The 26149-nt window shown below is 62.5% G+C and carries 27 protein-coding genes; 9 read left to right on the plus strand and 18 right to left on the minus strand.

All coding sequences use genetic code 11. The annotated features are described in order from the left end of the window. Nucleotides 1-124: 124 nt before the first annotated feature. Complete coding sequence (locus tag AC3WN8_RS13245; RefSeq protein WP_492669903.1) at nucleotides 125-793, plus strand: energy transducer TonB; 669 nt, start codon at nucleotides 125-127, stop codon at nucleotides 791-793. Between the two features lie 279 nt (nucleotides 794-1072). On the opposite strand, the gene AC3WN8_RS13250 is transcribed toward AC3WN8_RS13245, so the two are convergent. The 4 genes from AC3WN8_RS13250 to AC3WN8_RS13265 all read right to left on the minus strand — a co-directional run bounded on the left by AC3WN8_RS13250 (nucleotide 1073) and on the right by AC3WN8_RS13265 (nucleotide 3740). Continuing rightward, nucleotides 1073-1795 (minus strand): IS6 family transposase, encoded by a 723-nt coding sequence (locus tag AC3WN8_RS13250; protein ID WP_492669904.1) that lies wholly within the window; start codon nucleotides 1793-1795, stop codon nucleotides 1073-1075. 124 nt (nucleotides 1796-1919) lie between these two features. After that, the gene (locus tag AC3WN8_RS13255) at nucleotides 1920-2408 is read right to left on the minus strand and encodes a GFA family protein (protein ID WP_492669905.1); all 489 of its coding nucleotides are present in this window, start codon (nucleotides 2406-2408) and stop codon (nucleotides 1920-1922) included. Nucleotides 2409-2646: 238 nt separating this feature from the next. Beyond that, complete coding sequence (locus AC3WN8_RS13260; protein ID WP_492669906.1) at nucleotides 2647-2814, minus strand: hypothetical protein; 168 nt, start codon at nucleotides 2812-2814, stop codon at nucleotides 2647-2649. Nucleotides 2815-2972: 158 nt separating this feature from the next. After that, nucleotides 2973-3740: an N-formylglutamate amidohydrolase gene (locus tag AC3WN8_RS13265; RefSeq protein ID WP_492669907.1), complete on the minus strand. Its 768-nt coding sequence runs from the start codon at nucleotides 3738-3740 to the stop codon at nucleotides 2973-2975. Nucleotides 3741-3753: 13 nt separating this feature from the next. On the opposite strand from AC3WN8_RS13265, the gene AC3WN8_RS13270 reads away from it, so the two are divergent. The 3 genes from AC3WN8_RS13270 to AC3WN8_RS13280 are packed head-to-tail and all read left to right on the plus strand — an operon-like array spanning nucleotide 3754 to nucleotide 7498. Beyond that, entirely contained in the window at nucleotides 3754-4680 is a 927-nt protein-coding gene (locus tag AC3WN8_RS13270; protein ID WP_492669908.1) for a transglutaminase family protein, read from the plus strand. Continuing rightward, entirely contained in the window at nucleotides 4674-5486 is an 813-nt protein-coding gene (locus tag AC3WN8_RS13275) for a transglutaminase-like domain-containing protein (RefSeq protein WP_492669909.1), read from the plus strand. The genes AC3WN8_RS13270 and AC3WN8_RS13275 overlap by 7 nt, the downstream gene beginning before the upstream one ends. Further along, entirely contained in the window at nucleotides 5483-7498 is a 2016-nt protein-coding gene (locus AC3WN8_RS13280) for a M3 family metallopeptidase (protein ID WP_492669910.1), read from the plus strand. The genes AC3WN8_RS13275 and AC3WN8_RS13280 overlap by 4 nt, the downstream gene beginning before the upstream one ends. A gap of 24 nt (nucleotides 7499-7522) precedes the next feature. Here AC3WN8_RS13280 and AC3WN8_RS13285 read toward each other — a convergent pair whose 3' ends face one another. Genes AC3WN8_RS13285 through AC3WN8_RS13295 form a run of 3 tightly spaced genes read right to left on the minus strand, consistent with a single transcriptional unit; the run spans nucleotide 7523 to nucleotide 10703 of the window. Next, a complete protein-coding gene (locus tag AC3WN8_RS13285; RefSeq protein WP_492669911.1) occupies nucleotides 7523-8830 on the minus strand; it encodes an extracellular catalytic domain type 1 short-chain-length polyhydroxyalkanoate depolymerase in 1308 nt (435 codons plus the stop codon). Next, nucleotides 8827-9951 (minus strand): glycoside hydrolase family 130 protein, encoded by a 1125-nt coding sequence (locus AC3WN8_RS13290; protein ID WP_492669912.1) that lies wholly within the window; start codon nucleotides 9949-9951, stop codon nucleotides 8827-8829. The genes AC3WN8_RS13285 and AC3WN8_RS13290 overlap by 4 nt, the downstream gene beginning before the upstream one ends. Further along, nucleotides 9948-10703, minus strand: a complete 756-nt coding sequence (locus AC3WN8_RS13295; RefSeq protein ID WP_492669913.1) for an SDR family oxidoreductase — start codon at nucleotides 10701-10703, stop codon at nucleotides 9948-9950. Before AC3WN8_RS13295 ends, AC3WN8_RS13290 begins: the two co-directional genes overlap by 4 nt. 169 nt (nucleotides 10704-10872) lie before the next feature. Between AC3WN8_RS13295 and AC3WN8_RS13300 the strand changes: the two genes are divergently transcribed. Together AC3WN8_RS13300 and AC3WN8_RS13305 are read left to right on the plus strand one after the other, a co-directional pair. Next, the gene (locus AC3WN8_RS13300) at nucleotides 10873-11448 is read left to right on the plus strand and encodes a hemerythrin domain-containing protein (RefSeq protein ID WP_492669914.1); all 576 of its coding nucleotides are present in this window, start codon (nucleotides 10873-10875) and stop codon (nucleotides 11446-11448) included. A gap of 22 nt (nucleotides 11449-11470) precedes the next feature. Beyond that, the gene (locus tag AC3WN8_RS13305) at nucleotides 11471-11683 is read left to right on the plus strand and encodes a hypothetical protein (protein ID WP_492669915.1); all 213 of its coding nucleotides are present in this window, start codon (nucleotides 11471-11473) and stop codon (nucleotides 11681-11683) included. 112 nt (nucleotides 11684-11795) lie between these two features. On the opposite strand, the gene AC3WN8_RS13310 is transcribed toward AC3WN8_RS13305, so the two are convergent. The 4 genes from AC3WN8_RS13310 to AC3WN8_RS13325 all read right to left on the minus strand — a co-directional run bounded on the left by AC3WN8_RS13310 (nucleotide 11796) and on the right by AC3WN8_RS13325 (nucleotide 15775). Then, nucleotides 11796-14024 (minus strand): hypothetical protein, encoded by a 2229-nt coding sequence (locus AC3WN8_RS13310; protein WP_492669916.1) that lies wholly within the window; start codon nucleotides 14022-14024, stop codon nucleotides 11796-11798. A gap of 165 nt (nucleotides 14025-14189) precedes the next feature. Next, nucleotides 14190-14651 (minus strand): hypothetical protein, encoded by a 462-nt coding sequence (locus tag AC3WN8_RS13315; protein ID WP_492669917.1) that lies wholly within the window; start codon nucleotides 14649-14651, stop codon nucleotides 14190-14192. Then, nucleotides 14638-15003 carry a hypothetical protein gene (locus AC3WN8_RS13320; RefSeq protein ID WP_492669918.1) on the minus strand — a complete coding sequence of 122 codons (366 nt, stop codon included), beginning with the start codon at nucleotides 15001-15003 and terminating at the stop codon, nucleotides 14638-14640. The genes AC3WN8_RS13315 and AC3WN8_RS13320 overlap by 14 nt, the downstream gene beginning before the upstream one ends. A gap of 19 nt (nucleotides 15004-15022) precedes the next feature. Then, nucleotides 15023-15775, minus strand: a complete 753-nt coding sequence (locus AC3WN8_RS13325; protein WP_492669938.1) for a DUF4142 domain-containing protein — start codon at nucleotides 15773-15775, stop codon at nucleotides 15023-15025. A gap of 42 nt (nucleotides 15776-15817) precedes the next feature. Between AC3WN8_RS13325 and AC3WN8_RS13330 the strand changes: the two genes are divergently transcribed. After that, a complete protein-coding gene (locus tag AC3WN8_RS13330; protein ID WP_492669919.1) occupies nucleotides 15818-16546 on the plus strand; it encodes a DUF72 domain-containing protein in 729 nt (242 codons plus the stop codon). Nucleotides 16547-16629: 83 nt separating this feature from the next. After that, the gene (locus AC3WN8_RS13335; protein ID WP_492669920.1) at nucleotides 16630-16887 is read left to right on the plus strand and encodes a GlsB/YeaQ/YmgE family stress response membrane protein; all 258 of its coding nucleotides are present in this window, start codon (nucleotides 16630-16632) and stop codon (nucleotides 16885-16887) included. 212 nt (nucleotides 16888-17099) lie between these two features. Here the strand turns inward: AC3WN8_RS13335 and AC3WN8_RS13340 are convergent, their stop codons facing one another. Continuing rightward, nucleotides 17100-17519 carry a secondary thiamine-phosphate synthase enzyme YjbQ gene (locus AC3WN8_RS13340; protein WP_492669939.1) on the minus strand — a complete coding sequence of 140 codons (420 nt, stop codon included), beginning with the start codon at nucleotides 17517-17519 and terminating at the stop codon, nucleotides 17100-17102. A gap of 313 nt (nucleotides 17520-17832) precedes the next feature. Between AC3WN8_RS13340 and AC3WN8_RS13345 the strand changes: the two genes are divergently transcribed. Then, nucleotides 17833-18231, plus strand: coding sequence for a hypothetical protein (locus tag AC3WN8_RS13345; protein WP_492669921.1), 399 nt, complete (start codon nucleotides 17833-17835; stop codon nucleotides 18229-18231). Between the two features lie 274 nt (nucleotides 18232-18505). Here the strand turns inward: AC3WN8_RS13345 and AC3WN8_RS13350 are convergent, their stop codons facing one another. The 6 genes from AC3WN8_RS13350 to cphA form a co-directional block, all read right to left on the minus strand. After that, nucleotides 18506-19258 carry a Crp/Fnr family transcriptional regulator gene (locus AC3WN8_RS13350; protein WP_492669922.1) on the minus strand — a complete coding sequence of 251 codons (753 nt, stop codon included), beginning with the start codon at nucleotides 19256-19258 and terminating at the stop codon, nucleotides 18506-18508. 329 nt (nucleotides 19259-19587) lie between these two features. Continuing rightward, complete coding sequence (locus AC3WN8_RS13355) at nucleotides 19588-20529, minus strand: cation diffusion facilitator family transporter (protein WP_492669940.1); 942 nt, start codon at nucleotides 20527-20529, stop codon at nucleotides 19588-19590. Between the two features lie 174 nt (nucleotides 20530-20703). Next, nucleotides 20704-21588, minus strand: coding sequence for an NAD(P)H-hydrate dehydratase (locus AC3WN8_RS13360; protein ID WP_492669923.1), 885 nt, complete (start codon nucleotides 21586-21588; stop codon nucleotides 20704-20706). A gap of 79 nt (nucleotides 21589-21667) precedes the next feature. Continuing rightward, the gene (locus AC3WN8_RS13365) at nucleotides 21668-22489 is read right to left on the minus strand and encodes a cyanophycinase (protein ID WP_492669924.1); all 822 of its coding nucleotides are present in this window, start codon (nucleotides 22487-22489) and stop codon (nucleotides 21668-21670) included. Next, nucleotides 22482-23354, minus strand: a complete 873-nt coding sequence (locus tag AC3WN8_RS13370; RefSeq protein ID WP_492669925.1) for an isoaspartyl peptidase/L-asparaginase family protein — start codon at nucleotides 23352-23354, stop codon at nucleotides 22482-22484. Before AC3WN8_RS13370 ends, AC3WN8_RS13365 begins: the two co-directional genes overlap by 8 nt. Next, nucleotides 23347-26076: a cyanophycin synthetase gene (gene cphA / locus AC3WN8_RS13375; RefSeq protein ID WP_492669926.1), complete on the minus strand. Its 2730-nt coding sequence runs from the start codon at nucleotides 26074-26076 to the stop codon at nucleotides 23347-23349. The genes AC3WN8_RS13370 and cphA overlap by 8 nt, the downstream gene beginning before the upstream one ends. Between the last annotated feature and the right edge of the window lie 73 nt (nucleotides 26077-26149).

Below are 26149 nucleotides of genomic sequence, written 5' to 3' on the forward strand. Positions count from 1 at the left end.
TGATAGGCAGGCGCACTGCACGTGCCAGATGCTCTTCGTCCATCACCATGGCGCCGGAATGGCCTTGTCATAAAGGACCGGTCCGGCGGTTCCGGGCATTGATGAAGCCGGTAAGCGTCGATGCATGTCAGCGAAGGTGCGCAGTCCGTCCTCATCGGATGACATCGCGATCACATGTACATGGTTGGACATCAGGCAATATCGGCAGATCTTTGCCCGGGCGCTCGGCGACTTCGCCAAGGAGATGCAATGCCTCGCGTCTCACCGGCTGTGGGTTTGGCATCGCGTTGACGAACTGAGTGCTCGCATCCGTGATCCTGCTGCGCGTGGGAATTTGTGCTCGGACGACGGACAGCGATATGGAATGGCGGCGGCGGTCTTGAAGCGTAACGATTTGACGATAGGCCGAAATTCGGTGTTTAAAGAATTGATGCACCGACGCACCAAACATCTTCTTTTCGCCGCCCTGATCGTGGCACCGCCGGTTGCGGCACAGGAAGCGGATGAGGCGCCGCAACCGCCGCCGCCTGCACGTTGGCTGGGCTCGGAGGATTATCCCGTCGCTGCGATCCGTGCGGGGGCGGAGGGCAGTGTACGTGTCGAGTGGAAGATCACGGTTCTTGGCTTCGCCACTGATTGCAAGGTCGTCCAGTCCAGCGGCAATGCGGATCTGGATGCCGCGAGCTGCGATACGATCATGCGGCGCGCGCGTTATACGCCGGCGATAGACCAATATGGTATGCCGATCGAATCGCGATCCAGCCGCACAATCAAATGGGTGCTGCCGAAATAGCGGCTGAGGTGCTGTCAGCCTTACGCGAACCGCTCTCCAGTTGGCGGAACTCGGTCTTTGAATTTGGCGGCCTAGCTCGCAAGGATTTGCCACTCGGCCAATGCGGCTGAGCGGCGCTCTTTGTACGTTTGCCGATCGACGAGATGGCGCTTGCCTTAAAACGCTCACCCAGGGGGCCGATTCTTGAGAATTCGGCCCGTTTTGAAGGGTTTGGCGGTGCTGTCAGTCTAACGCGAACCGTTCTCCACATGGCGGGGCTGGGTCTTTGAAGCTGGCAGCCTAAGGCGCCAGGTTTTGCCACTCAGCAAGGGCAGCTGAGCGGCGCTCTTTGTAGGTTTGTCGGTCGACGAGGTGGCGTTCCAGATTGAAGTGGTTGTGGAGATTGGCATGGACCGATGCGAACTTCTGCAGGCTCTTCATTTTTCGAAACCTGAGCATCGCCCGCACCCTCCTGCGCAGTGGCAAATGACTATTTTCGACCCGGTTGTTCGCCCACCTTCCAATCTCTTGTTTGTGGCGGTTTCCAAGCTCACTCATAACGGCACCATATGATCGCAGCCCGTCGGTCGTGATCGCCTCAGGGCTGCCGTGCCGTTTTAGGGTCTTCTTCATGAAGGTCAGCGCAGCGGCTTTATCGCGGGTTTTGGTGACGTAGCTCTCGAGCACCTCGCCCTCGTGATCGACCGCCCGCCAGAGGTAGACCATCTCGCCGTTGATCTTAACGTACATCTCGTCGAGGTGCCATCGCCAGTGGCGAAAGCCCCGCATCCGGCTGACGCGCTGGCGGCGGATATCGCCGGCGAACATCGGACCGAACCGGTTCCACCAGTAGCGCACCGTCTCGTGGCAAAGGTCAATGCCACGCTCGAAAAGCAGATCCTCGACGTTCCGCAACGAAAGCGGGAAGCGGACATACATCAGCACCACGAGCCGGATCACCTCGGGTGACGAGTTGAAACAGCGAAACGGGCTAGGCGGCTTCGCCCTGGATCTGCGAGTCATTCCCGCCTGCTAACAGCTGCCTCATTGGTCTGACAGAGCCGTCACGAGCAATGCGGCCCATCTCGCCGGGCTGCTGAAATCCTCACCTTATCCTTGAGCAGTCGCTTTTCGCGGTCCTGGACGCCTAGTCGATCCAGAGACCATGCGCCCGATGCCAGTCCTCAAGCGCGTCTTCGGGGTATTCCTCGAAACACTGATCCTGCGGGCCGATCTCCGGCTCGACCCATGTCGCCTTTGACGAGAACATCATATGGACGAGCGACGGCGGCTTCGGCAGTTCGGTATCGATCGCCGATGCGAAGGGATGGACGAGCTCGGGATATTCCGGGCTGAAGACCCATAGCGCGCTCGCGCATCGCGCGCAGAAATGCCGCTCGCCCGTGCTGACGCGGCACCCGCCATGCCCGTCGTCGAGCTTCGCGTGAAATACGCTGGTGGCGCCTTCGACCTCCAGCGTCCGCATGTCGGCGTGGAGATTGATCGCATATCCACCGCCGCCGGCGGTCTTGCGACATATCGAACAATAGCAGCGCATGAACGGCACGGGGGCATGGCTGTCGGCTGAGAACCGCACGCTGCCGCACCAGCACGATCCGTTGAGCTTCATGGGCATGGCAGCTCCTTTCGGGGGATGTCACCGCATTATGGACGGTAGAGGGTTGAATTTGGAGGCCGGGCTAAAGTTCCCGGATGCGATGGCCGCGTGCGTCGTGGTTCATACGGCATGGCGTATGTTGCGCCGCACAATCCAGGCCCCCATTCTGACTTCAATTGGCAGAGAAGAAATAACCGATTGCTCTTCGCCCTTGCCGGGTCTCGATCACCGGAAACAGGCGCTGTTCAGCACATCCTCAGCTGCCCGCTTCAATATTGACCGGTGGCGCCAGCGGATTAACGTCCTTCGGCTTGGGATCGCCTTTTTCGACACGCTTTGCGGCATTCGAGGTTTCTTTGTCGGTACTGTCCGAAGCGGTTTTGGATGCGCTTTTTTGGGGCGTAGACGTACTTGGGTCGGTCATATGGATCTCCGCTTGGATGCTGCGGGCCGAAGCGCCGGCAGCGATGACTTCATCGAGCCCAATGGTGTCGGGCCGGAACCGTTCTGCGCTTTGTATGTTGCCGGCATTTCAGGCCTCCTATTTGCATAAGGAGAACAATTTAGACGACAATAGGCTCCTCATATTGCCGCTTCGAAGACCTCGGCAAACAAGGTGCACCAGTCCGCCCATTGCTTTTGCGTCGACAGCAGATCCTGGCGAATCTCGATCTCGGCATAGCGGCGGTACGCGCCATAGGCATGGCGCGGGATCGTGTAATCGGTCGAGTCCATCCGGTAGGGCTGGTTGTCGCCGACGACGAGGGCGTCCTGCATGCCCAGAAGCCTGAGCAATTCTTGCGCAAATCTGGCGTCGCCATCGGCGTGGAGAATGCCTATCTGCCATGGCCTTCGTCGCTTATCCATCACCGGCGTGAAGCTGTGGAGGGCGATCAGGATCGTGGTGCGCCCATCCTTGTCCCTTCGCGCAAGTTCCGTCGCGATGGTGTCATGATAGGGGCGATGGATTTCAGTATATCGCGCGGTCCGCTCGGTTTCATCGCAATTCGCATTGCCGGGGATCGCAATCGCATCGCTCGTTTCGATGATCGCATCGGGCCGGGCGGGGTCGCGATTGCAGTCGATGACCAGTCGCGAATAGGTTTGGCGAATGAAAGGCGCATCGAGCGCGACCGCAAGTGTAGCGCCCAAGGCGCCGACACCGATGTCCCACGCGATATGCTTCCGCAGATCGGCCTCGGCGAGACCAAGCGATCGAAGCCCGGAGGGAATCGCATTTCCGGCATGATCGCCCAGCAGCAGGAACGATGAGCGCCCGCCGGGGTTGATGACGGTGACGGCCGGTGGATCGCCGGCCGACAGGAGCGACTCGCCCGTTTCGCTCATCATGCACGGACCTCCAATGCCACTGCTGAACCTGTCCCATGTAACCAGATACAGCTATCGGCAGCCAGTCGCGTTCGGCGAACACAGGATCATGGTGCGCCCGCGCGAGAGTTACGACCAGCATCTTCTCGACGCCTCCCTGCTCATCGATCCGCCGCCATCGGATCTGCGCTGGCTCCAGGACGTGTTCGGCAATTCGGTCGCGATCGCGACCTTCGATCGCCGGGCAAAGACACTCATATTCGATAGCCGGGTCGTCGTTCGCCACGACCCCGCCGAGGTGCAGAATGTCAATATCGAGGATTATGCGCGGCTTTATCCCTTCACCTATTCCTCGGAAGAAATGCCCGATTTGTTGCGCTCGATCGAGCGGCAGCATCTCGATCCGTTGCGGGAGATCGACACATGGGCGCGGGGGTTCCTGGAGCCCGACGGTTATACCGACACGCTCGCGCTCCTTTCGTCGATGACCGAGACGATCAAGCGAGACTTCACTTATGTGTCCCGCCCGGAAAAGGGCACGCAGACGCCGATCGAAACGCTGAGCCGGCGCAAGGGCACCTGCCGGGACTATGCCATGCTCATGATCGAGGCGGTACGCGCGCTCGGCTTCGCCGCTCGGTTCGTCTCGGGATATGTCTATAACCCCACTGTCGCGGACCATCGAACCGGCGGCGGCAACACTCATGCCTGGGTCCGGGTCTATCTGCCGGGTTCGGGTTGGGTCGAGTTCGACCCCACCAACGGCATCGTCGGCAGCCGGGGATTGATCCGGGTTGCGGTCACGCGCGACATTTACCAGGCAGTCCCGATCTCCGGAAGCTGGATCGGCTTTCCCGGCAGCTTCCTCGACATGACGGTGACCGTCGATACCCGGGTCGAGGCATCCGCTCCCATTTCTCCCACCGCCGAAACCGGCGCCCGAAAGCCCCAGACATGCTGATTCGCGCAGGCTATGAGATCCGATATGATACGGAGGTCGCGACGCCGATGATGGCGATGCTGAGCATTCATCCGTCACGTCACAAAGACCTGAAGACCCCGCACCGCATTACGGCATCTCCGGATATCCCGATCTACGACTATCTCGATGCGTTCGGCAATGTGTGCACGCGGGCGACCGTGCCGCCGGGCGGCCTCAGTCTCGCCTGCGATTTCACGATCGAGGATGACGGATTGCCCGATATCGCGGCGCCCGATGCCATCCAGCACGCGGTCGAGGACCTGCCCGACGATGTACTGATCTTCCTGCTCGGCAGTCGTTATTGCGAAACCGACCGGCTGTCCGAAACGGCGTGGGCGCTGTTCGGCGCCGTCGAGCCGGGCTGGGCGCGTGTCCAGGCCATCGCCGACTTCACCCACAATCATATCGAGTTCGGCTATCATCATGCGCGTGCCACCAAGACGGCATGGGACGCGCATCAGGAACAGACCGGCGTGTGCCGGGACTTCGCGCATCTCGCGATCACGCTGTGTCGATGCATGAATATCCCGGCGCGCTATTGCACCGGCTATCTTGGTGATATCGGCATGCCGGTGAGCGATGTTCCGATGGATTTCTCGGCTTGGTTCGATGTGTATCTTGGCGGCGCATGGTACAGTTTCGACGCGCGCCACAACAGGCCGCGCATCGGCCGCATCCTCATGGCACGCGGCCGTGATGCCACGGACACGGCGCTCACCACCACATTCGGACCGGCACGACTGGTGGGGTTTGACGTGCATACGGATGAGGTGGTGGCCGCATGAACCAGACCAATGCACCCGATCCGCTGCTCGACGAGAGCGATCTTCGCCTCGGCGCGCCCGATTTCGGGCGGATCGATTCGACGCAGTTCAAACCCGCTTTCGAGCAGGCTATTGCCGAAGCCGCGGTCGATATCACCGCGATCGCGGCCAACCCCGAGCCTGCGACTTTCGAGAACACGATCGCCGCGCTCGAACGCTCGGGTACGCGCCTGGCGCGCGTGCGCCGGATTTTCGGGACGATTGCCTCGGCACAAAGTGATGAGATTATCAGGGCCGTCGAGCTGGATATCGCATCCATGCTGACCCGTCACGCCACTGAGGTTTCGCACGACATAGCGCTTTTCAGGCGCATCGAGGCGGTGTGGGGCAATCGCGAAGACCCGGCGTTGGACACGACGCAAAAACGATTGATTGAGGATTATCACCGGGGTTTCGTGAATGGAGGCGCCAGGCTGGGTGAAGCGGACAAGGCGCGTTTCGCGGCGATCGACCAGCGGCTTTCCGCCCTATCGACGCACTTCGGCCAGAATGTCCTAGCCTGCGCCGCCGGCTGGGAATTGTATCTGGACGATGCCGATCTGGACGGCCTGCCCGAACCGATGAGGGTGGCTGCGGCGCGGCGCGCAGAGGGACGCGGCCATGCCGGAAAATTTCTGATCACGCTCGATCGCGGCGACGTGGAGGGTTTCCTGTCCTTCGCACGGCGCCGCGATTTGCGCGAGACGATCTGGCGCGCCTTTGTGAGCCGCTGCGATGGCGGTCCCTACGACAATAATCCGATCATCGACGAGATGCTCGCCTTGCGCGCGGAGCGGGCGAAACTGCTCGGCTATGCCACCTTCGCCGACTATGTCCTGGTCGATAGCATGGCGACGACGCCCGATGCCGCGGAGGCACTGATGTTGCGCGTCTGGGCACCGGCGATCGAAAAGGCAAAAGGGGAAGAGGCCGAACTCGGCCGCGCGGCGATGGAAGCCGGCGATGATATCGCGATCCAGCCATGGGACTGGCGCTATTATTCGGAAGTCATCCGCCGCGACCGATACGCGCTCGACGGCGGCGCGGTGAAGGAACATCTGACGCTCGATCGCGTCCGGGACGCCGCCTTCGAAACGGCCGGCAAGCTCTACGGCCTTCGGTTCGAACGCAGCGAAGACCTGGCCGGCTGGCACGCGGAGGTCAGCGCCTGGGCCGTCAGCGAAGCCGATGGGCGGTCACTCGGACTGCTCTTCACCGATTATTTCGCGCGCGCCGAAAAACGGGGTGGAGCCTGGATGGGATCGCTTCGGGTTCAGGAGCGGCTCGACGGCGCGGTGCTTCCGATCGTCTATCTGGTCGCCAATTTCGCGAAAGCGCCGCCGGGCTCCGACACCGGCCTTTCGATCGACGAGGCGCGAACGCTTTTCCACGAATTCGGCCATGCGCTGCATGCGCTGCTGTCCGACGTTATTTATCCGAGCCAGGCCGGGACCGCAGTCGCACGCGACTTCGTCGAATTTCCCAGCAAGTTTATGGAGCATTGGATCGTTGCGCCCGAGACGCTGTCGACGCTCGGGCTTCCTCTCGCGCTGATCGAGGCGATCGGACGGGCCGACGATTTCGGCCAAGGGTTCGCGACGGTCGAATTTCTCGCATCCGCGATCATCGATCTCAGCCTTCATCGGCGGCAGGATATCGCTGGCGCAGCCAGCGAGTGCGCCGCCGATATTCTCGGCGAACTCGGCATGCCCGCGACAATCGCGCCGCGCCAAGGGCTCACTCATTTCACGCACGTCTTCGACGGCGGCTATGCAAGCGCCTATTACAGCTATCTCTGGTCGGAAATGCTGGATGCCGACGCGTTTTCGATCTTCACCGCGTCGGGTGACATTTTCGATCGCCAACAGGCAATTCGGTTCCGCACAGAGGTTCTCGCGTCCGGCAACAGCCGCGATCCGATGCTATCCTTCAGGGCGTTTGCAGGGCGAGATCCCGATGAGACGCCCCTGTTGCGCGAGCGGCAACTCGTCTGACCATCGCGCGCCTTCCAGAACTGGTCATCGCATCAGCCCTGCAGCGCGTAGTGCATCCTCGATGATCGCGCGCACTGGTTCTCGTGACCTGGCGGGTTCCGTCGTCGTCGGTGGTTCGATCTCCGGCCGCGGCAGGTGTATGGTTGGCACTGGCTGCAAGGCAAACTTCGGATCCTGCACCGGGGGCTGGCTGGCGGGCTTGTGCTTGGAGCTATTGCCTACCCCCCAGAAGGCGGCAATCTGCCGGGTCGAAGAGATGCCGACTTCGAGCATAAAGGGGCCGGGCTTTCCGCAAGCGTCCGGACCGCGTGTGTCGAGTGGCGTGCCATGGCCCATTCCAATGATCGTCATCTGTTCGATGACGGTCATGCCGTCGCTGTTGGACCATGATCGGCGGACATGGTCGCGGCCATGTTTCAGCGAAGACGGTTCCGCTGCCACGCCATGGAGCAGCCGCCATTGTTCGACGATCCTGTCGCCATTGGAGGGATGCACGGTTGCATCGGCAGTGCCTTGCCAGACCGAAATGGCGGGCCAGTGACCCTTGTGTCCGGAGGCTTCGCGGACCAGTGAGGCAAGTTGCGCTTCGGAAGGATATCCCTGCCCGGCCATGCGCGAGAACGCATCGGCGACAGAGGTTGTGCAACCATATGGGAGTCCGGCGATGATGGCGCCGCCCGCGAACAGTTCGGGATAGGTCGCCAGCATCACCGAGGTCATCGCGCCGCCCGCCGAAAGTCCGGTGATGAAGATTCGGTTGGGATCGATATCATGTGTCGCGACCATCGCGGCGATCATCTGACGAATCGACAGGGCTTCGCCCATATCCCTGCGGCTGTCCGCAGGCGAGAACCAGTTGAAGCAGAGGTTCGCGTTGTTGGCGCGCTGCTGCTCGGGAAGCAGCAATGCCAGACCCAGTTCGTCAGCGAGCTGCGACCAGCCCGCGCCCCGATCATAGGCGGCCGCCGATTGTGTGCAGCCGTGCAGGATCACAACAAGCGGTGCACCCGATGGTAGATCTTTCGGAACATAGCTGCGGGCGCGCAACGCACCCGGATTGGAGCCGAAGGTGGCGAGGTCGCTCAAATGATCCGGGCTGGCATCCACCGCCGCCAGTCCTTTGGCGCGTAGCGCGGACAATCGAATGATCGTTGAACCACGTCGTGTCATGCAATGTCTCCGGTTGCGACGAGAGCATCGCAATTCGAAAACGCGCACCGCGTCCGGAACGTTGCTGCGCCGCACAATAAAATCAGTTGCCGTCGAAGCGACCGGTTCAATCCGGGCCAACGGGCCGCGATGAGGGACATTGATCGAGCCGTCGGCGTTCAACCTGCCGCGAAGGTCGATTTGGGAACATGCGTGATCCGGCAGGCCAGATCGGCCTCGCCCGACGCGACGACATAATGATCGCCCGCATCGGCGATACCGGTCGTGAATACCACATCGCGCAGATACATCTGATGCTCGATCGGCTTGGTGAGTTCGGAATTAGGCTCGAGCAGGGCGCGATGGTCGGTGCGCAAGACCCGGCTCGGATCATCGCGGTCAAGCAGCGACCAATAGGTACGGTAGATGCCGACGATTTCCTTGGGTTCGACGCCATGCCATAGCGACAGCCAGCCCTCCGGCGTCAGGATCGGCGGCGTGCCGCCGCCCATGCGCGCAGTCGCGACCGTGCCCGAATGGGGACGGATGCCCGGATTAATATGCGGCTTCCAGTGCAGCGCGTCGGGTGAGGTCGCCAGGTTGATCGACGGGCCGGCACGCCATTCGCTTCCGGGCGGATAGGCGAAATAGATCGAGCCGAGCGGCCGGGTCTGCGCCCAATATTGGCCGTCGATCAGGCCTTCGAAGATCAACATGTCCTTGTTCTGGTGATCGAGCACGATCCCTTCGAATCGCCAGTCGAGCGCGTTGTCGGAACTGTACAATGTGGTCGAGTGCCGTTCGGGGCTGACCGAGCAGGTCGTCATCCAGTAATGTCCTTCGACCCGACTGATGCGCGCATCCTCGACACCATAGCATTGCACCACGTGGCAGGGCGCGACCGCCCGATCGTAATGGATCGCGATCATGTCGAGCCCATCGGGAGTCAGTTCGACAGGCAGCAGCCAGGACAGGGAGGTCAGCGCCATCACCGTCCATCCACCACCGGGGATGGTGAACTTGCGCGGGTCTGCGGTATCGACGGCTTCGAGCGGCCAGGCGTCGAGCAGATATTTGCCGTCGGCCCAGCGTATCGCGTGGACATGGCCGTCATGCACCGGAGTGCGTAGCGCCTCGGCGACGCGGACCATCATGAGAAGATTGCCGTTCGCCAGGCGTGTCAGCGCCGGATTGAATGCGCCCAGCACATAGGTTTCGGCATCGAGATGGCCGACGAGTGGCGAGCGCGAAAGATCGATATCGTCGGGAAGGAGGACCAGCCGATCGACGGCATAATCGCTCATGGATGTTCCAGCCGTGTTTCGACCCGCATCAGCGATATCGCTGCGCGCCGCGGCTGTGTGAGCATGAAATGCGTGGCGACCGCGATATCCTCGGCACGCAGCATCCTGTGGGCATTAATCAGCTCAATCTGCTTTTCAGGCGGAAAGTCGGGATATTGGAAATCCGCACCGGTGAAGCCGGGCTCGATCAGCCCGACCTTGATATCCTGTTCGGCCAACTCTTCGCGCAGCGATTTGGCGAAACCCTGGATGCCGGACTTGGCTGCGACATAGATTGACGAGCCGCCCTTGCGCGAGACTGCTGACATCGATCCGATCAGGACGATGTCGCTGCCCTGCTTCATCCGTGCAGCGGCCTTCTGGCTGGCGATCAGGTAGGCGGTAAAGTCGGTTTCTATCTGGTAGCGCGTGTCCCTCTCTTCGGTCTCGCCCAGTGCGTCGGCGGGAACGGCCGCGTTGATCACGGCGATATCGAGACCGCCGAGACAGGCGTCCGCCGCGGTGTAGAAGCGGTCGATATCGCCCGATTTGGCGAGATCGACGGCGATGCCGTCACCTTCGCCAACCTGCCGGATGCGCGTGAGCGCATCATCGAGATGCTCGGGCGTTCGTCCGCAGACGAAGACCTTCACGCCTTCGCTCGCCAGCAAGACGGCGATCGCGCGCCCTATGCCGGTGGTGCCGCCAGTGACGATCGCCCTGCGGCCCTCAAGTGATGGCTGTTCGGTATGCGCGTCCTTCAAACTGGTCATGTCGGGAATCCCTTCATCGTCCCCTTCAAAGCGGTGACGGAGTGCTGCGGTTCCCCGCGATCGACACGCGCAGGGACAAGCTGGGTCGATCGATCGGTTGACAGTTCAAGGGAAACAGCGATCCGCCCCGCGCGTTGCATGGGGACACACACGATCAAGGACAGCGATCATGGCGACGGCAACAAAATTGAAGGTGACCGGTACCGGTGGCTCGGGGGCATTGATCGGCGCCGCGGCGCTTGGCGCGGCTGCCGGGCTCGCGGCCAATCTGGGGCGCAAGTTGGCCGTCCAGGGGCTTACCGCGACTGCGGGCGACTGGATGGAAGGCTTAAAGGCCGAGCACGGCCTTACACTCAAGGTTTTCGACACGATCGAAAGGACCGACGATAGCCAAGTCCGCCGGCGCGGCATGCTGCTGATGCAGTTGAAGCACGCACTGGGCAAACACGCTTTCCAGGAAGAGAATGTGGTCTACCCGGCGATGCGCCAGCATGGTCAGACCGAGGCTGCCGACGGGCTCAGCCACGACCATGCTTATGTGAAGCAATATTTGTTTGAGCTGACCGAGTTGCCCAAAGACAGTCCCGCCTGGTTGGCCAAGGTTCGTGCCTTTCGCGTCGATCTCGAAAAGCACATCCGTGAGGAAGAGGATGTCCTCTTTCCCGCGCTGCACCAGGCACTGGGTGAAAAGGGCAACAGGCATGTGACCCTCGCGATGAACAAGGAGGGCTTCAAGCTCGCCTGATTTCCCTTGAATGGAGACGAACATGCAAAATGACGAAAGCGAGCGCGGTAAACGCGCGCATATCGACCGTGATGGAACGGTTCATGGAAGCGGTTCGGGCGCGGGTGGTGGCAATCCCGGTGAGGATTATGATGACGATCCTATCGGCGGCGGCGGTGCCCTGCCGACAGATGAAAAGAAAGAAGCTGAGGCTGACGGTCACGCACGCGACAAGGCGCCAGGCGGAAGCACCTGACGCGATTCAGCCCGGATTGCAAACTGCCGACAGGAGTTGGTCGGAATCGTGAGCCCGGGCAATGTCGACTTGTCGGGCCATCCCGGAATCACGCGCGCCGATCTCCCTCCGCTCAGCTCCAGCTGAGGATGACGCGTCCATTGGCGGGCAGCCGAAATTCGACCCGGTCCGCCTTCCGGCTGCGCGGACGCAAGATGTCACCGCCCGCGGTCATCAGCGTGAAACCGGGGAGCTTCTTGCGCGGCAGCCGGATCAGGCTCAGCGCTGCGATGCAGGTTTCGCCACCGTCAAGCTTGAGGCTCAGAGCCTGATCACCGGTGCGCTCGCTCGACATGATGAAGTGATCGCAAAACAACCGGAACGGCGCATCGTCGACGAAATGATATGAGCGGCTGGCAAAGACCATCGCGGCGCCCGCTCCATAGATTTCCTGCCCGACTTGGCCGGCCGGTTGGCCGTCGACATAAAGATCCTCAAGCGGGAAGGAGAGGGTGCGGTCGATATGCCCGTTGCGCTGCTCCTCCGCCACGGCTTCCGCGGGAAGTGCGTCGGGATAGAAGAACCAGGCGCGATCCAGCGCATATTTGCAATATTCGCTGATCAGCATGCGGGCCGCGGGCTCGAGCTCGGGACCGCTGTCGCGCAGATAACATTCGAATGCCGCGAAGCTGTCGAAGCATTCGTAGACCGCCATATAGGGAGCGTCCTGAAGACAGGTGACGCCGAGAAAATTACGGTAGCTTGCGGCATGATCGATCTCGGATTCCCAGATCGCGCAATTGTGGAAGAAGCTCGCGAGATAAGCGTAGCTCTGCTCGCGATAGCGTTCGACATTGGTGATACGCCAAAGGCGAAGGCACGCGGCGGCGCCCCAGGCAGTGAGATTGGCCTGGTAATTGAGATGGAAGCGCATGCCCTCGGCGGCATCGATGGCGGCCTGGGCTTCGTGGAGGAAGCGTACCTCGCGCGTAAGCTCATAGGCTTGGAGCATAACCCATGCATATATGCCGCCGACATCGGTCTGGCCGCGATCGTCGGCGCCCGCCACTTCGGTGATGACCGTGAAGTCGGTCACCTTGTACTGGATCGGCCATTTATACTTGAAATGATGCGCGGCCTTGATGCCGAAATCGATCGACTTGAGGAGCAGCGCGCGCGCATGATCGTCTCCTGCGAGCGCGAGGTGCGCCAGGTTCATCATCGGGTGGTAGAGATACCAGCTATCGACCGCGTCCGCGTCCTTGTCGTCGCCGACATTGGGCAGATAGCGCCGCAGCGTTCCGAGCTTCGCATCGTAGAATTTATCAAGGCCTTTCGAGAACGCGCCGTCGAGCCGGGAGGTCTTGCCCCGCCATGTGCAGAAATCGCGGATCGGAGCGAGCAGGGCGAGCTGAACCATGCTGTCGGGATATTCGGATGCCGTATAGGGGTGCGCATAGAGCTTGTCGTAATGGCGGATCGTCGCCTTGGGCGAGTGCTCGAGGTCGCGCAACGTTCGTTCAGCGCGTCCCACCCAGTCGCGATAATCCGGCACTGGCAGGTCAAGCGCGGTATAGGCCGCGCCCAGCATCTGGATAAAGTGGCGTGCATTCTCGCGCTCGTTGGGCGCCGACATGTCGCGGAAGATCATAATCGCGTCGGAGATCACGGTCTCCTCGTTCGCGGGCACCGGATCGGCCGGAGGCATGCCGTTCTGCGGTGGCGTCGGTATCAGATAGCCGAGTTCGGGCCACTCACCGCCCACCGCGCCGTCAGGCTTGGTCTTCGTCATTCGGTAATAGGGGTTCATCGCGGTCAGGTTTTGGAAATAGAGTACGCTGCCGAATTGAGGCTCATCGAGGCGAAAATAGATGAGTCCGCTGTTCATCCCGCGCTGCGCCGCTTCGACGGTTCCTTTTGCACCCAGCGGATCGTCCCTTGCATCAAGGGGGTAAAGGTCGCGCGGAGCGAATGGGACCAGCAGCGGCGCGGTGGGGATGACCGAGACGGTGACACGCAGGCGCTGAAGGTCGAGCCCGTCGGTGCAGATGGCGATGATATGCCGGCCCAGCGCGCTTTCGACGGAAAGGCGCATCCTTTCGCCAGGCTTGTTCTTGAGGGGCTTGCAGTGCCGGATTCCGCCAGGCAAGAACGCGAGCCGCAATGCGACGCCGCCGCGACGCGGCCGGCGCACAATTGCCCAGAGCGAGTCCAGTTCGCCCAATATCTCGACCTGGAGATCGCCAAGCGCGAAATGTCCCCATTGCCGCATTGTGCCCTCACGCAACGCTTCGCGCAGCGCCATCACGAACGCGCTCGCCGCCTCGCTTGTCGTAGCGCTGATTGTCCTTGTTTCACTCACAGTCTGTCTCGCTGGAGGGGGAGGCGGCACGGGCCGTTTCCCGTCGGTTGTTCATGTGACTCGACGCGCTGCGCCGCCTATTTCTGTCAAACCTCCCGAAGATCACTCCCAGTCACCAACGGACGCTGATGTACGGAGCTGATCTTCGAGCACATATCAGTCTGTTCAAGTCGGCAGGGATGCGTCCTCGCCGTCTCTTGTGCTGCCGAGGCGGACGAGCACCAGGCCCAGAACGGCGCCGATCGCCGCCCCAATTCCCGCGGTGGCGACCGGATGGCTGGCGGCAATACGCTGCAGGTTCCGGACGAATTGGCTCGCATCCTGCTCACCGGCGCGATCCGCAAGGTCGCGCAATGTGCCGGACGCGTTGGCTGCGAACCCTTTAAATGCTTCCGGCAGCGGAGGATCAACCCCACCCCCGAGTTCGTCGATCGTATCCGCTGCCCCGGCCAGCGCTGCGGACAAACGCGCAACCTGACGATTGGCAGCATCGAGCGCGAACTGTGGCAGTGCGTGTCCTTGGCGGCCGGTTGACGCATCGCTACGCGTCTGGTCAACAGCCTGGGCCGCTTCCGGCCGGGTGCTGTCCTTGCGGCCAGGCAGGCCGGGCACATCAGGTTCGTCCATGAGATTCTCCCTTGGTTTCAGTGTTCTGTCGATGGCCAGAGTGCCGCTGGGCCGGAGCCCTAGAGCAGCGTTCCGGCTGCGGCGCGGTCGTCCTCCCCCGGAGCAGGGCATCGCCGATACCGATCGACCGCGATGGAGTCGCTGTCGCCTCACAAGATCCGACCGGCATGGGTACGGTCTCCGCCTCATAGGTCATGTCGCCCGCGCCCGGTTGTGCGGCTTCGGCGAGCGCGTCATAGTTTCGGGCGAAGCTGAGCATGCGCGCGTGCACCGCCTCGTTCGGCTGTGCCGCGGCAAAAGCACGGCAATGTCTGGCACGCTCGACCCAATAGTCGCGCGAGTATTCCTTCATCGTTCCGTCCTTTGCGATCTCAGGGCTTGAGCGACTTCGCCATGTTGAGGTGCGCCGCGACGATGGGCGTCATACTCCCTGCGAATTCCCTGAGTTGCGGAACATCGCCGGTGCTCGCATAGGCCCGAAGGCTATCGAGCGTCGCTTGGTGTGCGATGACCTGCCCGGCAGCATAGGCCGTGTCGAAATCGGCACCCGATTTTACCTGAAGCGCGGTCAGTGTTTCCTGCTGTTCGGCAGTCAGCGCGGGATCGGGCGTGATCGCGGGGCGCGCACTCGTCGCGGCCGAATTCAGCTTGGTGGTCGACTCAGTGTGCGCGGCGATCATCTGCCGTGCAAAAGCCTGGACCGCGGAGCTTTCCGACTTTTCCGCAGCAAGCTTCGACGCCTCGATCTCGAAGGCATCGCTGGATGCTGCGGTGTTGGCGAAGGCCTGCCCCGGCGCGATCTCGGTAGGTGTTGTTTCGTTCGCGTCGACGACGGTGTCATTGGCGACATTCGCCGCGGGCGTATCGGCCTTCGGGCCACAAGCGGTCAGCGACAGCACGGCCGACGCCGATATCGTAAAATATGCTATGCGAGCCATGACATGTTTTCCCTGTTGAGCAGGCGAGAGACTGCGGGGGGACAACGGTTTGGCGTTTGCCGGCGTTCCCGACGATCGTATTGATCGAGATTGATTTTTCGACATATCGCCGGGTGGCCGACGTTGACGGTGCTCCCGCTGTGACCGGCGGTAACATTGCCCATTCTTAAAAATCGTACCGAACATCACGCCAAGGCATCTCCTCGCCTAGCGCTGCGTTGAACCGTGATGACGATGATCATAGGCGCGGCGGGCTGGAGCATTTCAGGGGAACACGCGCTTCACTTTCCGGACGAGGGGACCGCGCTCGAACGCTACGCGCAGCGCTTCGACGGGGTGGAGGTCAACTCTTCCTTCTATCGCGCGCACCGTGCGGCCACCTGGGTGCGCTGGGGTGCCAGCGTTCCGCCAGGATTTCGGTTCGCGGTGAAGATGCCGCGGGTCATCAGTCATGAACGCCGGCTCGTCGACTGCGACGATGCTCTGGCTCGTTTCCTCGACGAGACCAGCGGACTGGGCGACAAGCTTTCCGTTCTGCTGCTGCAGCTGCCACCCAGCTTCGCCTTTGATGCCATTCTCGTCGAAGAATTCCTAAGCAGGGTCCACGACCTCACCCCGCTATCGCTCGTGTGCGAGCCACGCCATCCGAGCTGGTTCGAGCATGCGGCTGATCGTGCGCTCGATCGGCTTGGCGTTGCGCGCGCCGCAGCCGATCCAGCCTGCGTGCCTGTTGCGGCCCGGCCGGGAGGATGGCGCGGCCTTGCCTATCGCCGTCTGCACGGATCGCCGCGTATTTATCGGTCCTCGTATGACGATGGGCGGCTCGACGATCTCGCCGTTGCAATCGAAGCTCAATTGGCGGCGCCGTCGTGGTGCATCTTCGACAACACCGCCGGCGGCGCGGCAACGAGCGACGCGCTTGCCTTGCGCGCACGGCTGATGCCCGCCGTTCGCTGAAATCCGAATGCTGCGGGAACCATGAGGTGGGACGAGGGGTATTGGCGGTACGTCGATCTCGGCGTCGACCACAGGAGGAAGTCATGGGCCTGATTATTTGGCTAGTTATAGGCGGGGTCATTGGCTGGCTCGCGAGCATGATCATGCGAACCGATGGCCAGCAGGGGATCATCCTGAACATCGTCGTCGGTATCGTCGGCGCCTTTATCGCCGGGCTGATCTTCGCTGGCGGTACGATCAACAACGCTCCGCTCACGCTTTATTCGTTCCTCTCCTCGCTGGCTGGCGCGATCATTCTTCTCGCGATCGTCAATCTCGTTCGTCGGGGTTCGGTTCGCTGAAGGTTCGCATCTGATCACTTGCCACCGGCCGCAACCGAAGGCGGCGGCCGGTGGTTCTTCAGCTCCGGCCACGGAGATCGGTCTTTCGGTCGCGCCTGCGGGCAAGACAAGCGCCGGGCTTCGTTCGATCTGCCTCATCGCGGGCAGTGGACGTGACCGACATCGTGTTGCCGGGGCCATCGCACCCATAGGCGACCTGAGATGGCGGTGACCTATTGGCCGATCAGATGCAGCGCGATCTCGCGTCGGTGCGGTCGCCGGCGATGCTCGAACAGATAGATGCCCTGCCAGGTACCGAGCGCCAGCGCGCCCGCGATCAGCGGTATCGACAGCTGGACCTGGGTAAGCGCGGTGCGAAGATGCGCGGGCATGTCGTCGGGGCCTTCGTCGTCATGTGTGTAGAGGCGGACATTTTCCGGGGCGATGCGCGCGAAATAGGCCTCGAGATCGCTGCGTACCTCCGGGGCCGCATTCTCCTGGATCAGAAGCGAGGCGGAGGTATGGCGGCAAAACAGTGTCAGGAGGCCATCCCGCATCTGTTGATCACACACCCAGTCGCCGACCGTGCGGGTGATCTCGGCGAGGCCCTGACCTCGGGTTTCGAATGTTAAAATCGCTGTCGTCTGTCGCATGATGGCAGTGTGGCATTGCGAGCGCGTCAATGCACCCTTGAGGATAGGACTCGACGAGTACGACCTGCATGCTGACGATCATATCCGCATCGGGCAGGCACGCCTCCACCAGCATTGGAACCTTGCCGGCACGCCTAGATCGCGTCGATCTCCCGGGCCTGAGTGGCGACCCGGCCAAGGCAAGGCACATCGGACTGTGCCGCACGATATTGCGTCCAGGCGCTCCGGGCCGATGGTGAGGCAGGTTTGAGAGTGAACCCGGCGAGCGGGTGGCGCGTTGAGGCCGGGTATCGTTCACTCCGAAGGAAAATCCATGACCTACCAGCCACCTATTCCTGAAGCCAGCCAGTCGCCCTATCCTATCGAGGAACCGCCCCACAGCCCTGCGATCGACGCTTTCGGCGTTGACAGCGACGACGAAGCCGAGAGCTTCTCGTTCGCCGGTTTTCTCGATGGAATTGGTCTGGACACCCGGACCGCAATTGGCATCGGCGCTGCAGTCGGACTCGGCGCAATCGCTGGAATCTCTGCGCTCTTCCTGTCTTCCCGTGGCAAGAGCGGGCGCACCGGATCAGCTCGGTCGGCCGCCAGGCGCGCGACGCCCTCTCGCGCTAAAACAGCACGGAAGCCGCGGACGGCCAAAGCCAACCCTGCGCCCAAGCGGGCTGCAACTGCCAAGGCGAAAACCGGCAAGGCGGCATCGCCAGCTTGAACGAAAGCTCGCGGCTTATCATGCTGCCGAACCGGATCGACAAAAGGCCGCCCGAAGGGCGGCCTTTCCTGTACCATGTCATATCACTCGGATTGTCCAACCCCCTGTTCCGTGGCGAGAGCAGCCGCAGAGATCAGACTGTGCCCGGTCTTCGCCGCGGCGTCGGGGGTCATGGTCACCGCGACTCCGCTTGGGCCATCGAGTATCACCATGCCGTCCTCCGCGCTGGCCGTACCCGGCTCGGTCTGTGGCTGAGGAACGGTGGAGTGCTTGGTCATGGCTGAGCCTTTGAAGCAGTGAGCGTGTCGTCGGATGGGCAATCTTCGATATAAAGATAGGATGGGTTGAACTGACCGCGCACCGCGAGCGCTCGGGCGTCGATCAACTCGACCAAGGATGATCGGAACACGCATAGCCGATGCTCGCGAAGATGGCGCAGCACGCGATTTACATGGACATTGGTAAGCCCGCAGATTTCCGCGAGATCATTCTGGGTAATGCCGAGCGCGAACCGCCGGCCATCGCTGAGGCCCGCAGAGACGAGGCGCGCATTGGTCTCACACAGAAAATGGGCCACGCGTCCGATCGCATCCAGGCGCCCCAGGCGAAACAACCAGGCACGGTGGATCGCAGCGTCGATGAGCGTGGCGAACCACAGCTTGCGTGCCAGCTCGGGCATCTCCCGCGTGATCAGGTCGAGTGCATGATGCGGCATGACCGCGACGGTCGCGGCAGTCATGGTCTCGACATCATGGTCGAGGATTTTCAATGGAAAGGCATGGAGGTCGACAAAGTCGCCGGGAACATGAACTGCGACCAGCTGGCGCAACCCGTTTCTGTCGTCGATATAGCGCGACATGAAACCGTCGACCAGCAGCATGCTCTGCTGAAGCGGCTCACCGGCGCGCACGATCGTCTTGCGTGGCTGGAGCGTCTGAACCTCCCTGACTGCGGCTTCTAGCCGCGCGCGTTCGCTGGGCTCGAGGCGCACGCCGCGTTTGTCTCTGAGGAAGCGTTCCGTGAACATGGTCGACCATCCTCCGTTCGGGCTCGACAGGCATCGGCAACGAGTGTCCAAGCCTCACCATAACGGATGGACTGCGTGCGCGTTGCCACGCCTGTTCGTCAATCGTGATGATGCAGATCAATTCATTCGATCCCGCGCAACTCCGGGCGCCCGACAGGGTTGTCCGATCGAGATCCTATCCGGTTCTCTGCGCGACAACGCGCCAAGGCGAGCGGTTGGATTTCAACAGCCAGTGGAGATGCCGGTATGATTGATGCGATCGACACGGAACGATTTGCGGGCGGATCGCAGGTCGTGGGAAATTTTGTTTGTCGTGCATCGCCGACAATTCAATCCAACACCGCGTCCGACCGCTTCTCGGGCCGTATGTAGATGGAGGACAGCTGCGGCAATGCCGCCTTCAGCTCCCGCTCGATCGACTCGATGAGGACTTCACCCTCGCCCATTGTCAGCGCATCGTCGAAATCGACGCTGAGCGCGACAAACACCGCATCCGGAGCGGTATGGATGGTGCGTACATGATTGACCGCGGTCACACCCGGCCGTGCCGCCACGGTGTCCCGCACGCGTGCGATCACCGCAGGATCGGCGCGCTCGCCAATCAGCAATCCCTTGGCCTCGCGCGACAGGAGCACTGCAACGCATGCCAGGATCAAACCGATCAAGACCGAAGCCATGCCATCGATACGAGGCTCGTCCCAGGCATGGGCAGCCCAGATACCCAGGCCGGCCACAACCAGGCCGGCGAGGGCGGCACTATCCTCGAACAATATGATGAAGCTTGCCGGATCCTTCGAGTCGCGGAGTGCACGCCACCACCCGGTGGTGCCCTTCGCACGGGAGAACTCCTTCACCGCAAGCGCCCAGGACGCACCTTCCAATATCAACGCCAGGCCCAGCACCACATAGTTGACCTTCGGATCGCGAAGCGGCTCGGGGTGGCGGATATGCTCCCAGCCCTCATAGATCGAGATGCCCGCACCAAGTGCGAAGATCATGATCGCGACGACAAACGCCCAGAAATAAAGTTCGCGCCCATAGCCGAAGGGATGGCGCGCATCTGGCGGGCGTCTCGCCTGATGCTGGCCATAGAGAAGCAGGATCTGATTGCCGCTGTCGACGAGCGAGTGGAAGCCCTCGGATAACATTGAGGACGAGCCTGTGATCCCTGCCGCGATGAATTTGGCGACGGCGATACCCAGATTGGCGAACAGTGCCCCGAAGAGCACAATGTTCGCCTTGATGACGGCGCCGATCCGAGTTGTTGCCATGAGGTGCCATCGCCGGGCGCGCCGCTTTGTTCCATCGGCCGCACCGGAAGGTTCGGACACCTGATCAGTTTTGCTGCGTCGCCCGCTGCGTTCGCCGCCGCGATTGTTCCGGAAAACACGATCTGCGGCTCGGTCGTCGCAAAAGGCAACATCCGGACCGGATGTCGCTGTGTGTCAGTGCTCGTACATCAGTCGCGGGATATGGCCGACCAAATCGCGAGCGAGAAACCCGATTGGTCCCAGCGATTGGGCGCATTCGCGTCCGGCCTCTCCATGCAGCCAGACGCCCCAGCCCGACGCGACCGATGGCGAAGCGCCACGCGCCAGAAGGCCGGAGATGATGCCGGCAAGCACGTCGCCCGATCCACCGGTCGCGAGTCCGACGCAATCGCTGCCATATCGCAACAGCCCGCCATCGTGTGACGCGATCACCGTTCGATCGGCTTTAAGGACGATTGTGGCGCCAAATCTCATTGCGGCCTGCCGCGCTGCAGCCACCGGATCGGCCGCCACTTGCTCGATCTCGCGCTCGAGAAGCGCGGCCATCTCGCCATGGTGCGGCGTCATCACCACCCGGCCGCGATGCGCGCGGATGACGTCCGCAAGATCCCCCGCACAAGAGATCGCGCCGGCGTCGAGCAGCACCGTCAAGCCATCGCGCGGTCGCGCGAGCAATCCGGCCACCAGCTCGGCCGTTCGTCGTGTCACGCCCATTCCCGGACCGGCCACCAATGTGTCGCAATGGTCAAGCAGATGCAGCAGGCGATCGGTCGCCGCCGGTGCGATCTCGCCTTCCGCATCGGCGGGCAGCGCGATCATCGCTGCTTCGGGCACAAGAACGCCGAGCGCGGTCGCCGCGGCACTCACCGTCGCCATCTGCAGCTTGCCGGCGCCGGCGCGTAAGGCCGCTTCGCCGGTCAGGCGTAGCGCGCCGGGCACGAATTCGGCGCCGCCGACGAGCAGTACCCGGCCACGGGAATTCTTGTCGGTGCCCGCGTCATGCACGGGCAGGGGATGATGGGTGAGCCAGGCTGGCTCGATGTCGGCAATGTCAGTCATGCAAACTCACAGGCGCGCGGCTGCCTTTGCTCCAGCAGAGCGTCGCGGCGATCGGTAAAGTGAGCCGCCGGAACATGCGTCAGGATCCTGGGCGGGCATTGGCGGACTCGTCAAGCGACGGGCGTCGCGTTTCCATATCAAACAGGTTTCCCGCGGTGAGAATGTGGAGCTGGACCCCGAACATCGACAGCGCCTCCTCCTGCCGTGCTTCCGCGACGTTCGAATGTGTGACGCCGGCCCCGTCCACGACATAGACTGCGCCGGAGCCGACCACCTTGAAACTTCCGTCGTCCACGATGATCGCAGTATCCTCGTCGATGCCGATTCCCAGCACTCGCGGATTTTGCGCGACGGCGCCCAGAAGTCTGCCGATCCGTCCACGCTCCGCGAAATGCTGGTCGATGATCACATTCCGAATGAAGCCGAGCCCCGGCGCCATGTTGAGGTCACCGATTCGATGCGATTCCGCGCTCGAACCACGAACCAGCATCGTCTCGCTCATGACTGATGCTCCCGCCGATGTGCCGGCGATCAGCCCGCCGCGGCGGTGAATCTCGCGAACCATATCTTCAATGGGCGTATCGCCGATCTGGCTCGAGATACGCAGCTGATCGCCGCCGGTGAAGAAGATACCGGCGGCCCTGCTCAGCATGTCGCGTGCTTCGGGGGAATGCGTCTCACCGCGTTCGCTGACATAGAGTTCGACCAGGTCGGTGACGCCGAGCGGGGCGAACGCTTGTCTGTACGCCTGGAAATAGCCCTCAGGCTCGTGACTGGCGACCGTCGCGATGACGAGCGCGCCTTTGCCCAGCCGGGAAGCCACTTCCTTCAGGACGAGCCGGTCGCCTTCCTTGTCTTCATGGCCGCCGATAACGATGAGCGGACCCGGTGTGTCAGCCATGCAGTATATATCCTTTGAATTCGTCGTGATGAACGCCGGCAAGGGCCTCGGGCAGCCAACTCGCCGCCAATGCGACCGCGAAATGGTCGCTGTTGTGCGCGAGGCCGAACCGTCCCGTCGTATCCAGCGCGATGATGCCGGCCTCGCCGCCGACCCTTTCGAGGCGCAGTAGGGCCGAGGTCGCCGCCATGGATGGCGGGTGCCGCTGGAGCTCGTCGATAACCCGCCCTGCCAGCAGCACGCGCAGGATGCTTTCGCCATCGCCGGAGATAGCGACGGCACCGATATGATCATCGGCATAAAAGCCGCAACCGGGAATCGGAGCGTCGCCGACGCGGCCGGAGCGCTGGCCGGGCAAACCGCCGGTCGAGGTCGCGACCGCCAGTGCACCCTGGCGGTCCATCGCGAGACATCCGACGGTATCGTGCTGCGGATCGGCGTGCATCGCGGCCGGCACATCGTGGAACGCGATGCCCTGCGCGCGCGCGAAGGCCTGTGCGCCCTCGCTCACCAACAGGACGGTTGCTTCGCCGAGCAGTCGACGCGCAACGCTGACCGGATTCCGGACATTGACGAGCGCTGCGACCGCGCCGATATCAAGCGTCGTGCCGTCCATGATCGCGGCGTCCATTTCGATCCCGCCCATGGCGGTCGGCACCGAGCCGCTTCCCGCGTTGAACGTCACATCATCCTCGAGCGCCCGTACGGCCTGCTCGACAGCGTCGAGCGCGCTTCCGCCATGTCGGAGGATCGCCGCGCCGCGCCGGACGGCTGCGAGGCAACCCTGGCGATTTGCTTCATGCCCGTCCGAAGCGATGGTCCGGGCGCCACCGTGGACGATGAGCGACCAGCGGTCGTCAGTCATCGCATGTCTCGCTCGCGATCGCGTCTGCCCATTGGGGTGTGAAACCGTTGACCAGCTTCCAGACAAGGCTGATCTGTGTCGGACTGAGCACGACGACGTCGCCGGCGCGCGCGAGCGCCAGGCTGAAGAGTGTAGCCTCGCCTTCTTCGACGATGCGATGCACGCGATCAGGTGGCAGGCCGCCTGCAAAGGCACCCCGCGACATCAGCGCGTTGATCTCGCCCCGTGGCCGCCCGCGCCCGTCCGGCGTCTCGCGAAAGACCAGTTCGTCGAAGATCGATGCGGCAAGCGTGCCCATACCGACCAGGTCCTCGTCGCGCCGGTCGCCCGGCACGCTGAATGTGCCGATTATCCTCCGGCCTGGCAGGCGTAAGGTTGCGAGATATCTGCCGAGCGCAGTGACCGCCGCAGGATTGTGCGCATAATCGACGATCACGGTAATCCCATGCCTATCGACGATGTTGAGCCGCCCCGGACTCTCGGCGAACGTGGTGGAAAAGCCCGCAAGCGCCCTGGCGATCGTCGGCGGATCGACACCGAGCGCGGCTGCCATCGCGGTCGCTGCCAGCGCGTTTTCGGTGTTGAAGGCCGCCGCGCCCTTCTGGGTCGCGGGAATGTCGCACGCGTCGATGACGACCTGCCGCGTACCGTCGCGGTAGAGGACAATATGATCATGCCCGCTTTCGGCTTCGCGCACGACCGCCATACCACCTTCCCGAACATGGGCATCGACGAACATGTCCTTCCCCGACATCGCGAACCAGCACAGGCGGCCACGGGCATGTCGGGCCATTTGGCGGGTTAGCGGATCATCGGCGTTGAGCACGCTGCAGCCGCGTCGTGACACGGTTTCGACGACCACCGATTTGACATCGGCGAGATCCTCGACATTGTTGATACCCTTGATGCCGAGATGGTCCTCCGTGACGTTGAGTACGCAACCGACGTCGCAGCGGTCGAAACCGAGGCCCTCGCGTAATATGCCGCCGCGCGCCGTTTCGAGCACCGCGGCATCGACCGTGGGATTGGTGAGGACCATATGCGCGCTTTTGGGACCACTGGCGTCGCCGGGGCGCACCAGCCGGTCACCGATATAGACACCGCTGGTTGTGGTCAGTCCAACCGTCTTGCCTTGCTCGCGCAAGATCCTGGCGACCATGCGGGCAGTCGTCGATTTGCCGTTCGTGCCGGTGATTGCCACGATCGGGATACGGCTCGCGCGGGCGTGGGGAAAGAGCAGGTTGACGATGGGGGCGGCGACATCGCGTGCCTGTCCGAGCGACGGGGCTAGATGCATGCGCAAGCCGGGTGCCGCATTCACTTCGACGATACCGCCGCCGGTTTCGCTGACCGGACGCGTGATGTCAGGCGAAAGGAAATCGATACCGGCGACATCGAGACCGATGATCGCGGCTGCCTGCTCGGCGACGAAGATCGTGTCGGGATGGACCAATTCGGTGCAGTCTTCTGCCGTGCCGCCGGCCGAAAGATTGGCGGTGTCGCGGATCCTGACGCGGTGCCCGGCTTTGGGGATCGAGGTGGATGTGAGCCCCTGACCGGCAAGGACGGCCTCGGCATTCGCATCGAGACGCAGCCGGGTCAGCACATTCTCATGGCCCGATCCGCGCCGCGGATCCGCGTTCTCGCGTTCGACCAGCGCGACGATGTCGTGCGTGCCGTCACCGATGACGGCTGCTGGCATCCGGCGCGCCGCTGCCACCATCTTTCCGTCGACGATCAGGAGCCGGTAGTCGTCGCCCGGCAGTTGCTCCTCGACGATCACGCGTGAGGCATGCGCACGCGCTGTCTCGAAAGCGGCGGCAAGTGCTTCGCCATCGGTGATGTTGAGTGTGACTCCGCGTCCGTGATTGGCGTTGAGCGGCTTCACGACGAGGGGCATCTTCAGGCGCGCAGCTTCGCGCCGGATATCCTCGAGCGTGCGCGCAACCGCGCCGCGCGGCACGGGCAGCGCAGCGTCGCGCAGCAATTGGCGGGTCAACTGCTTGTCGCCGGCAAGTTCGACGGCGATGTGCGAAGTCTGCCCGGTCACGCTCGCCCGAATGCGTCGTTGACGCCGCCCATAGCCGAGTTGGATCAGGCTGCGGTCGTCAAGCCGCAGGACCGGAATGCCGCGTCTCTGCGCCGTATCGACAAGAGCCTGGGTGCTGGGACCAAAGGCGGTCTTGCGCAGGGCAGTCCGGATGTCCGCGATGACCGTGTCGAGCCCGGCCTCGATACCGACATCAGTGGACGGGAGGAGGTTTTCACCCGCCAAGTGCGACAGTTCCGGGGGCAGGAGAGCGCTGACGATCCGAAGCGCATGGAGACCGGCAAGCAACGCTGCGCGCTCGTCGCGATATTCGTAGAGGATGTCATAGACCCCGCTAAGCCCGCTTACGGATCGGGTCTTGCCGCGCGTCACTGCGGCACCGGCAAGGCTCTGCAGCTCGATCGCCACATGTTCGGCGACATGGCCGAGCCAGGTTCCCTGCTTGAGCCGTTCGACGAACCCGCCGCTGCGCCCGGTGCTGCAATGATGGCGCCCAAGGCCAGGCAATATCGCCATGAGGCGGTTCACGAAGCCAGGCAGGCTATCGGTCGGCCGCTCCTCAAGTGCGCCCAGGTCGACCCGGATACGCACCATCGGACGGCGGCTATATCGATTGGGTCCGCGATAGACGCCGCGTTCGATGATCGTGATCCCACCATGAGGTCGTAACATGAGAGCATGAGCCGATGGCGCATCACCTGGTGTATCCGGCGAAGAAAAAAGAAAATTATCCAACGCCTGTCCC

It is taken from the genome of Sphingobium sp. FW305-3-2-15-F-TSA7 (assembly GCF_058787155.1).

Coding starts and splice junctions, on each gene's coding strand:
- AC3WN8_RS13340 (WP_492669939.1), bottom strand. CDS start 17,519: ATGCGACAGACGACAGCGATTTTAACATTCGAAACCCGAGGTCAGGGC.
- AC3WN8_RS13270 (WP_492669908.1), top strand. CDS start 3,754: ATGCCACTGCTGAACCTGTCCCATGTAACCAGATACAGCTATCGGCAG.
- AC3WN8_RS13280 (WP_492669910.1), top strand. CDS start 5,483: ATGAACCAGACCAATGCACCCGATCCGCTGCTCGACGAGAGCGATCTT.
- AC3WN8_RS13335 (WP_492669920.1), top strand. CDS start 16,630: ATGGGCCTGATTATTTGGCTAGTTATAGGCGGGGTCATTGGCTGGCTC.
- AC3WN8_RS13350 (WP_492669922.1), bottom strand. CDS start 19,258: ATGTTCACGGAACGCTTCCTCAGAGACAAACGCGGCGTGCGCCTCGAG.
- cphA (WP_492669926.1), bottom strand. CDS start 26,076: ATGTTACGACCTCATGGTGGGATCACGATCATCGAACGCGGCGTCTAT.
- AC3WN8_RS13255 (WP_492669905.1), bottom strand. CDS start 2,408: ATGCCCATGAAGCTCAACGGATCGTGCTGGTGCGGCAGCGTGCGGTTC.
- AC3WN8_RS13315 (WP_492669917.1), bottom strand. CDS start 14,651: ATGGACGAACCTGATGTGCCCGGCCTGCCTGGCCGCAAGGACAGCACC.
- AC3WN8_RS13250 (WP_492669904.1), bottom strand. CDS start 1,795: ATGACTCGCAGATCCAGGGCGAAGCCGCCTAGCCCGTTTCGCTGTTTC.
- AC3WN8_RS13305 (WP_492669915.1), top strand. CDS start 11,471: ATGCAAAATGACGAAAGCGAGCGCGGTAAACGCGCGCATATCGACCGT.
- AC3WN8_RS13260 (WP_492669906.1), bottom strand. CDS start 2,814: ATGACCGACCCAAGTACGTCTACGCCCCAAAAAAGCGCATCCAAAACC.
- AC3WN8_RS13245 (WP_492669903.1), top strand. CDS start 125: ATGTCAGCGAAGGTGCGCAGTCCGTCCTCATCGGATGACATCGCGATC.
- AC3WN8_RS13345 (WP_492669921.1), top strand. CDS start 17,833: ATGACCTACCAGCCACCTATTCCTGAAGCCAGCCAGTCGCCCTATCCT.
- AC3WN8_RS13320 (WP_492669918.1), bottom strand. CDS start 15,003: ATGAAGGAATACTCGCGCGACTATTGGGTCGAGCGTGCCAGACATTGC.
- AC3WN8_RS13275 (WP_492669909.1), top strand. CDS start 4,674: ATGCTGATTCGCGCAGGCTATGAGATCCGATATGATACGGAGGTCGCG.
- AC3WN8_RS13300 (WP_492669914.1), top strand. CDS start 10,873: ATGGCGACGGCAACAAAATTGAAGGTGACCGGTACCGGTGGCTCGGGG.
- AC3WN8_RS13265 (WP_492669907.1), bottom strand. CDS start 3,740: ATGATGAGCGAAACGGGCGAGTCGCTCCTGTCGGCCGGCGATCCACCG.
- AC3WN8_RS13325 (WP_492669938.1), bottom strand. CDS start 15,775: ATGTTCGGTACGATTTTTAAGAATGGGCAATGTTACCGCCGGTCACAG.
- AC3WN8_RS13295 (WP_492669913.1), bottom strand. CDS start 10,703: ATGACCAGTTTGAAGGACGCGCATACCGAACAGCCATCACTTGAGGGC.
- AC3WN8_RS13370 (WP_492669925.1), bottom strand. CDS start 23,354: ATGACTGACGACCGCTGGTCGCTCATCGTCCACGGTGGCGCCCGGACC.
- AC3WN8_RS13360 (WP_492669923.1), bottom strand. CDS start 21,588: ATGACTGACATTGCCGACATCGAGCCAGCCTGGCTCACCCATCATCCC.
- AC3WN8_RS13355 (WP_492669940.1), bottom strand. CDS start 20,529: ATGGCAACAACTCGGATCGGCGCCGTCATCAAGGCGAACATTGTGCTC.
- AC3WN8_RS13365 (WP_492669924.1), bottom strand. CDS start 22,489: ATGGCTGACACACCGGGTCCGCTCATCGTTATCGGCGGCCATGAAGAC.
- AC3WN8_RS13330 (WP_492669919.1), top strand. CDS start 15,818: ATGACGATGATCATAGGCGCGGCGGGCTGGAGCATTTCAGGGGAACAC.
- AC3WN8_RS13290 (WP_492669912.1), bottom strand. CDS start 9,951: ATGAGCGATTATGCCGTCGATCGGCTGGTCCTCCTTCCCGACGATATC.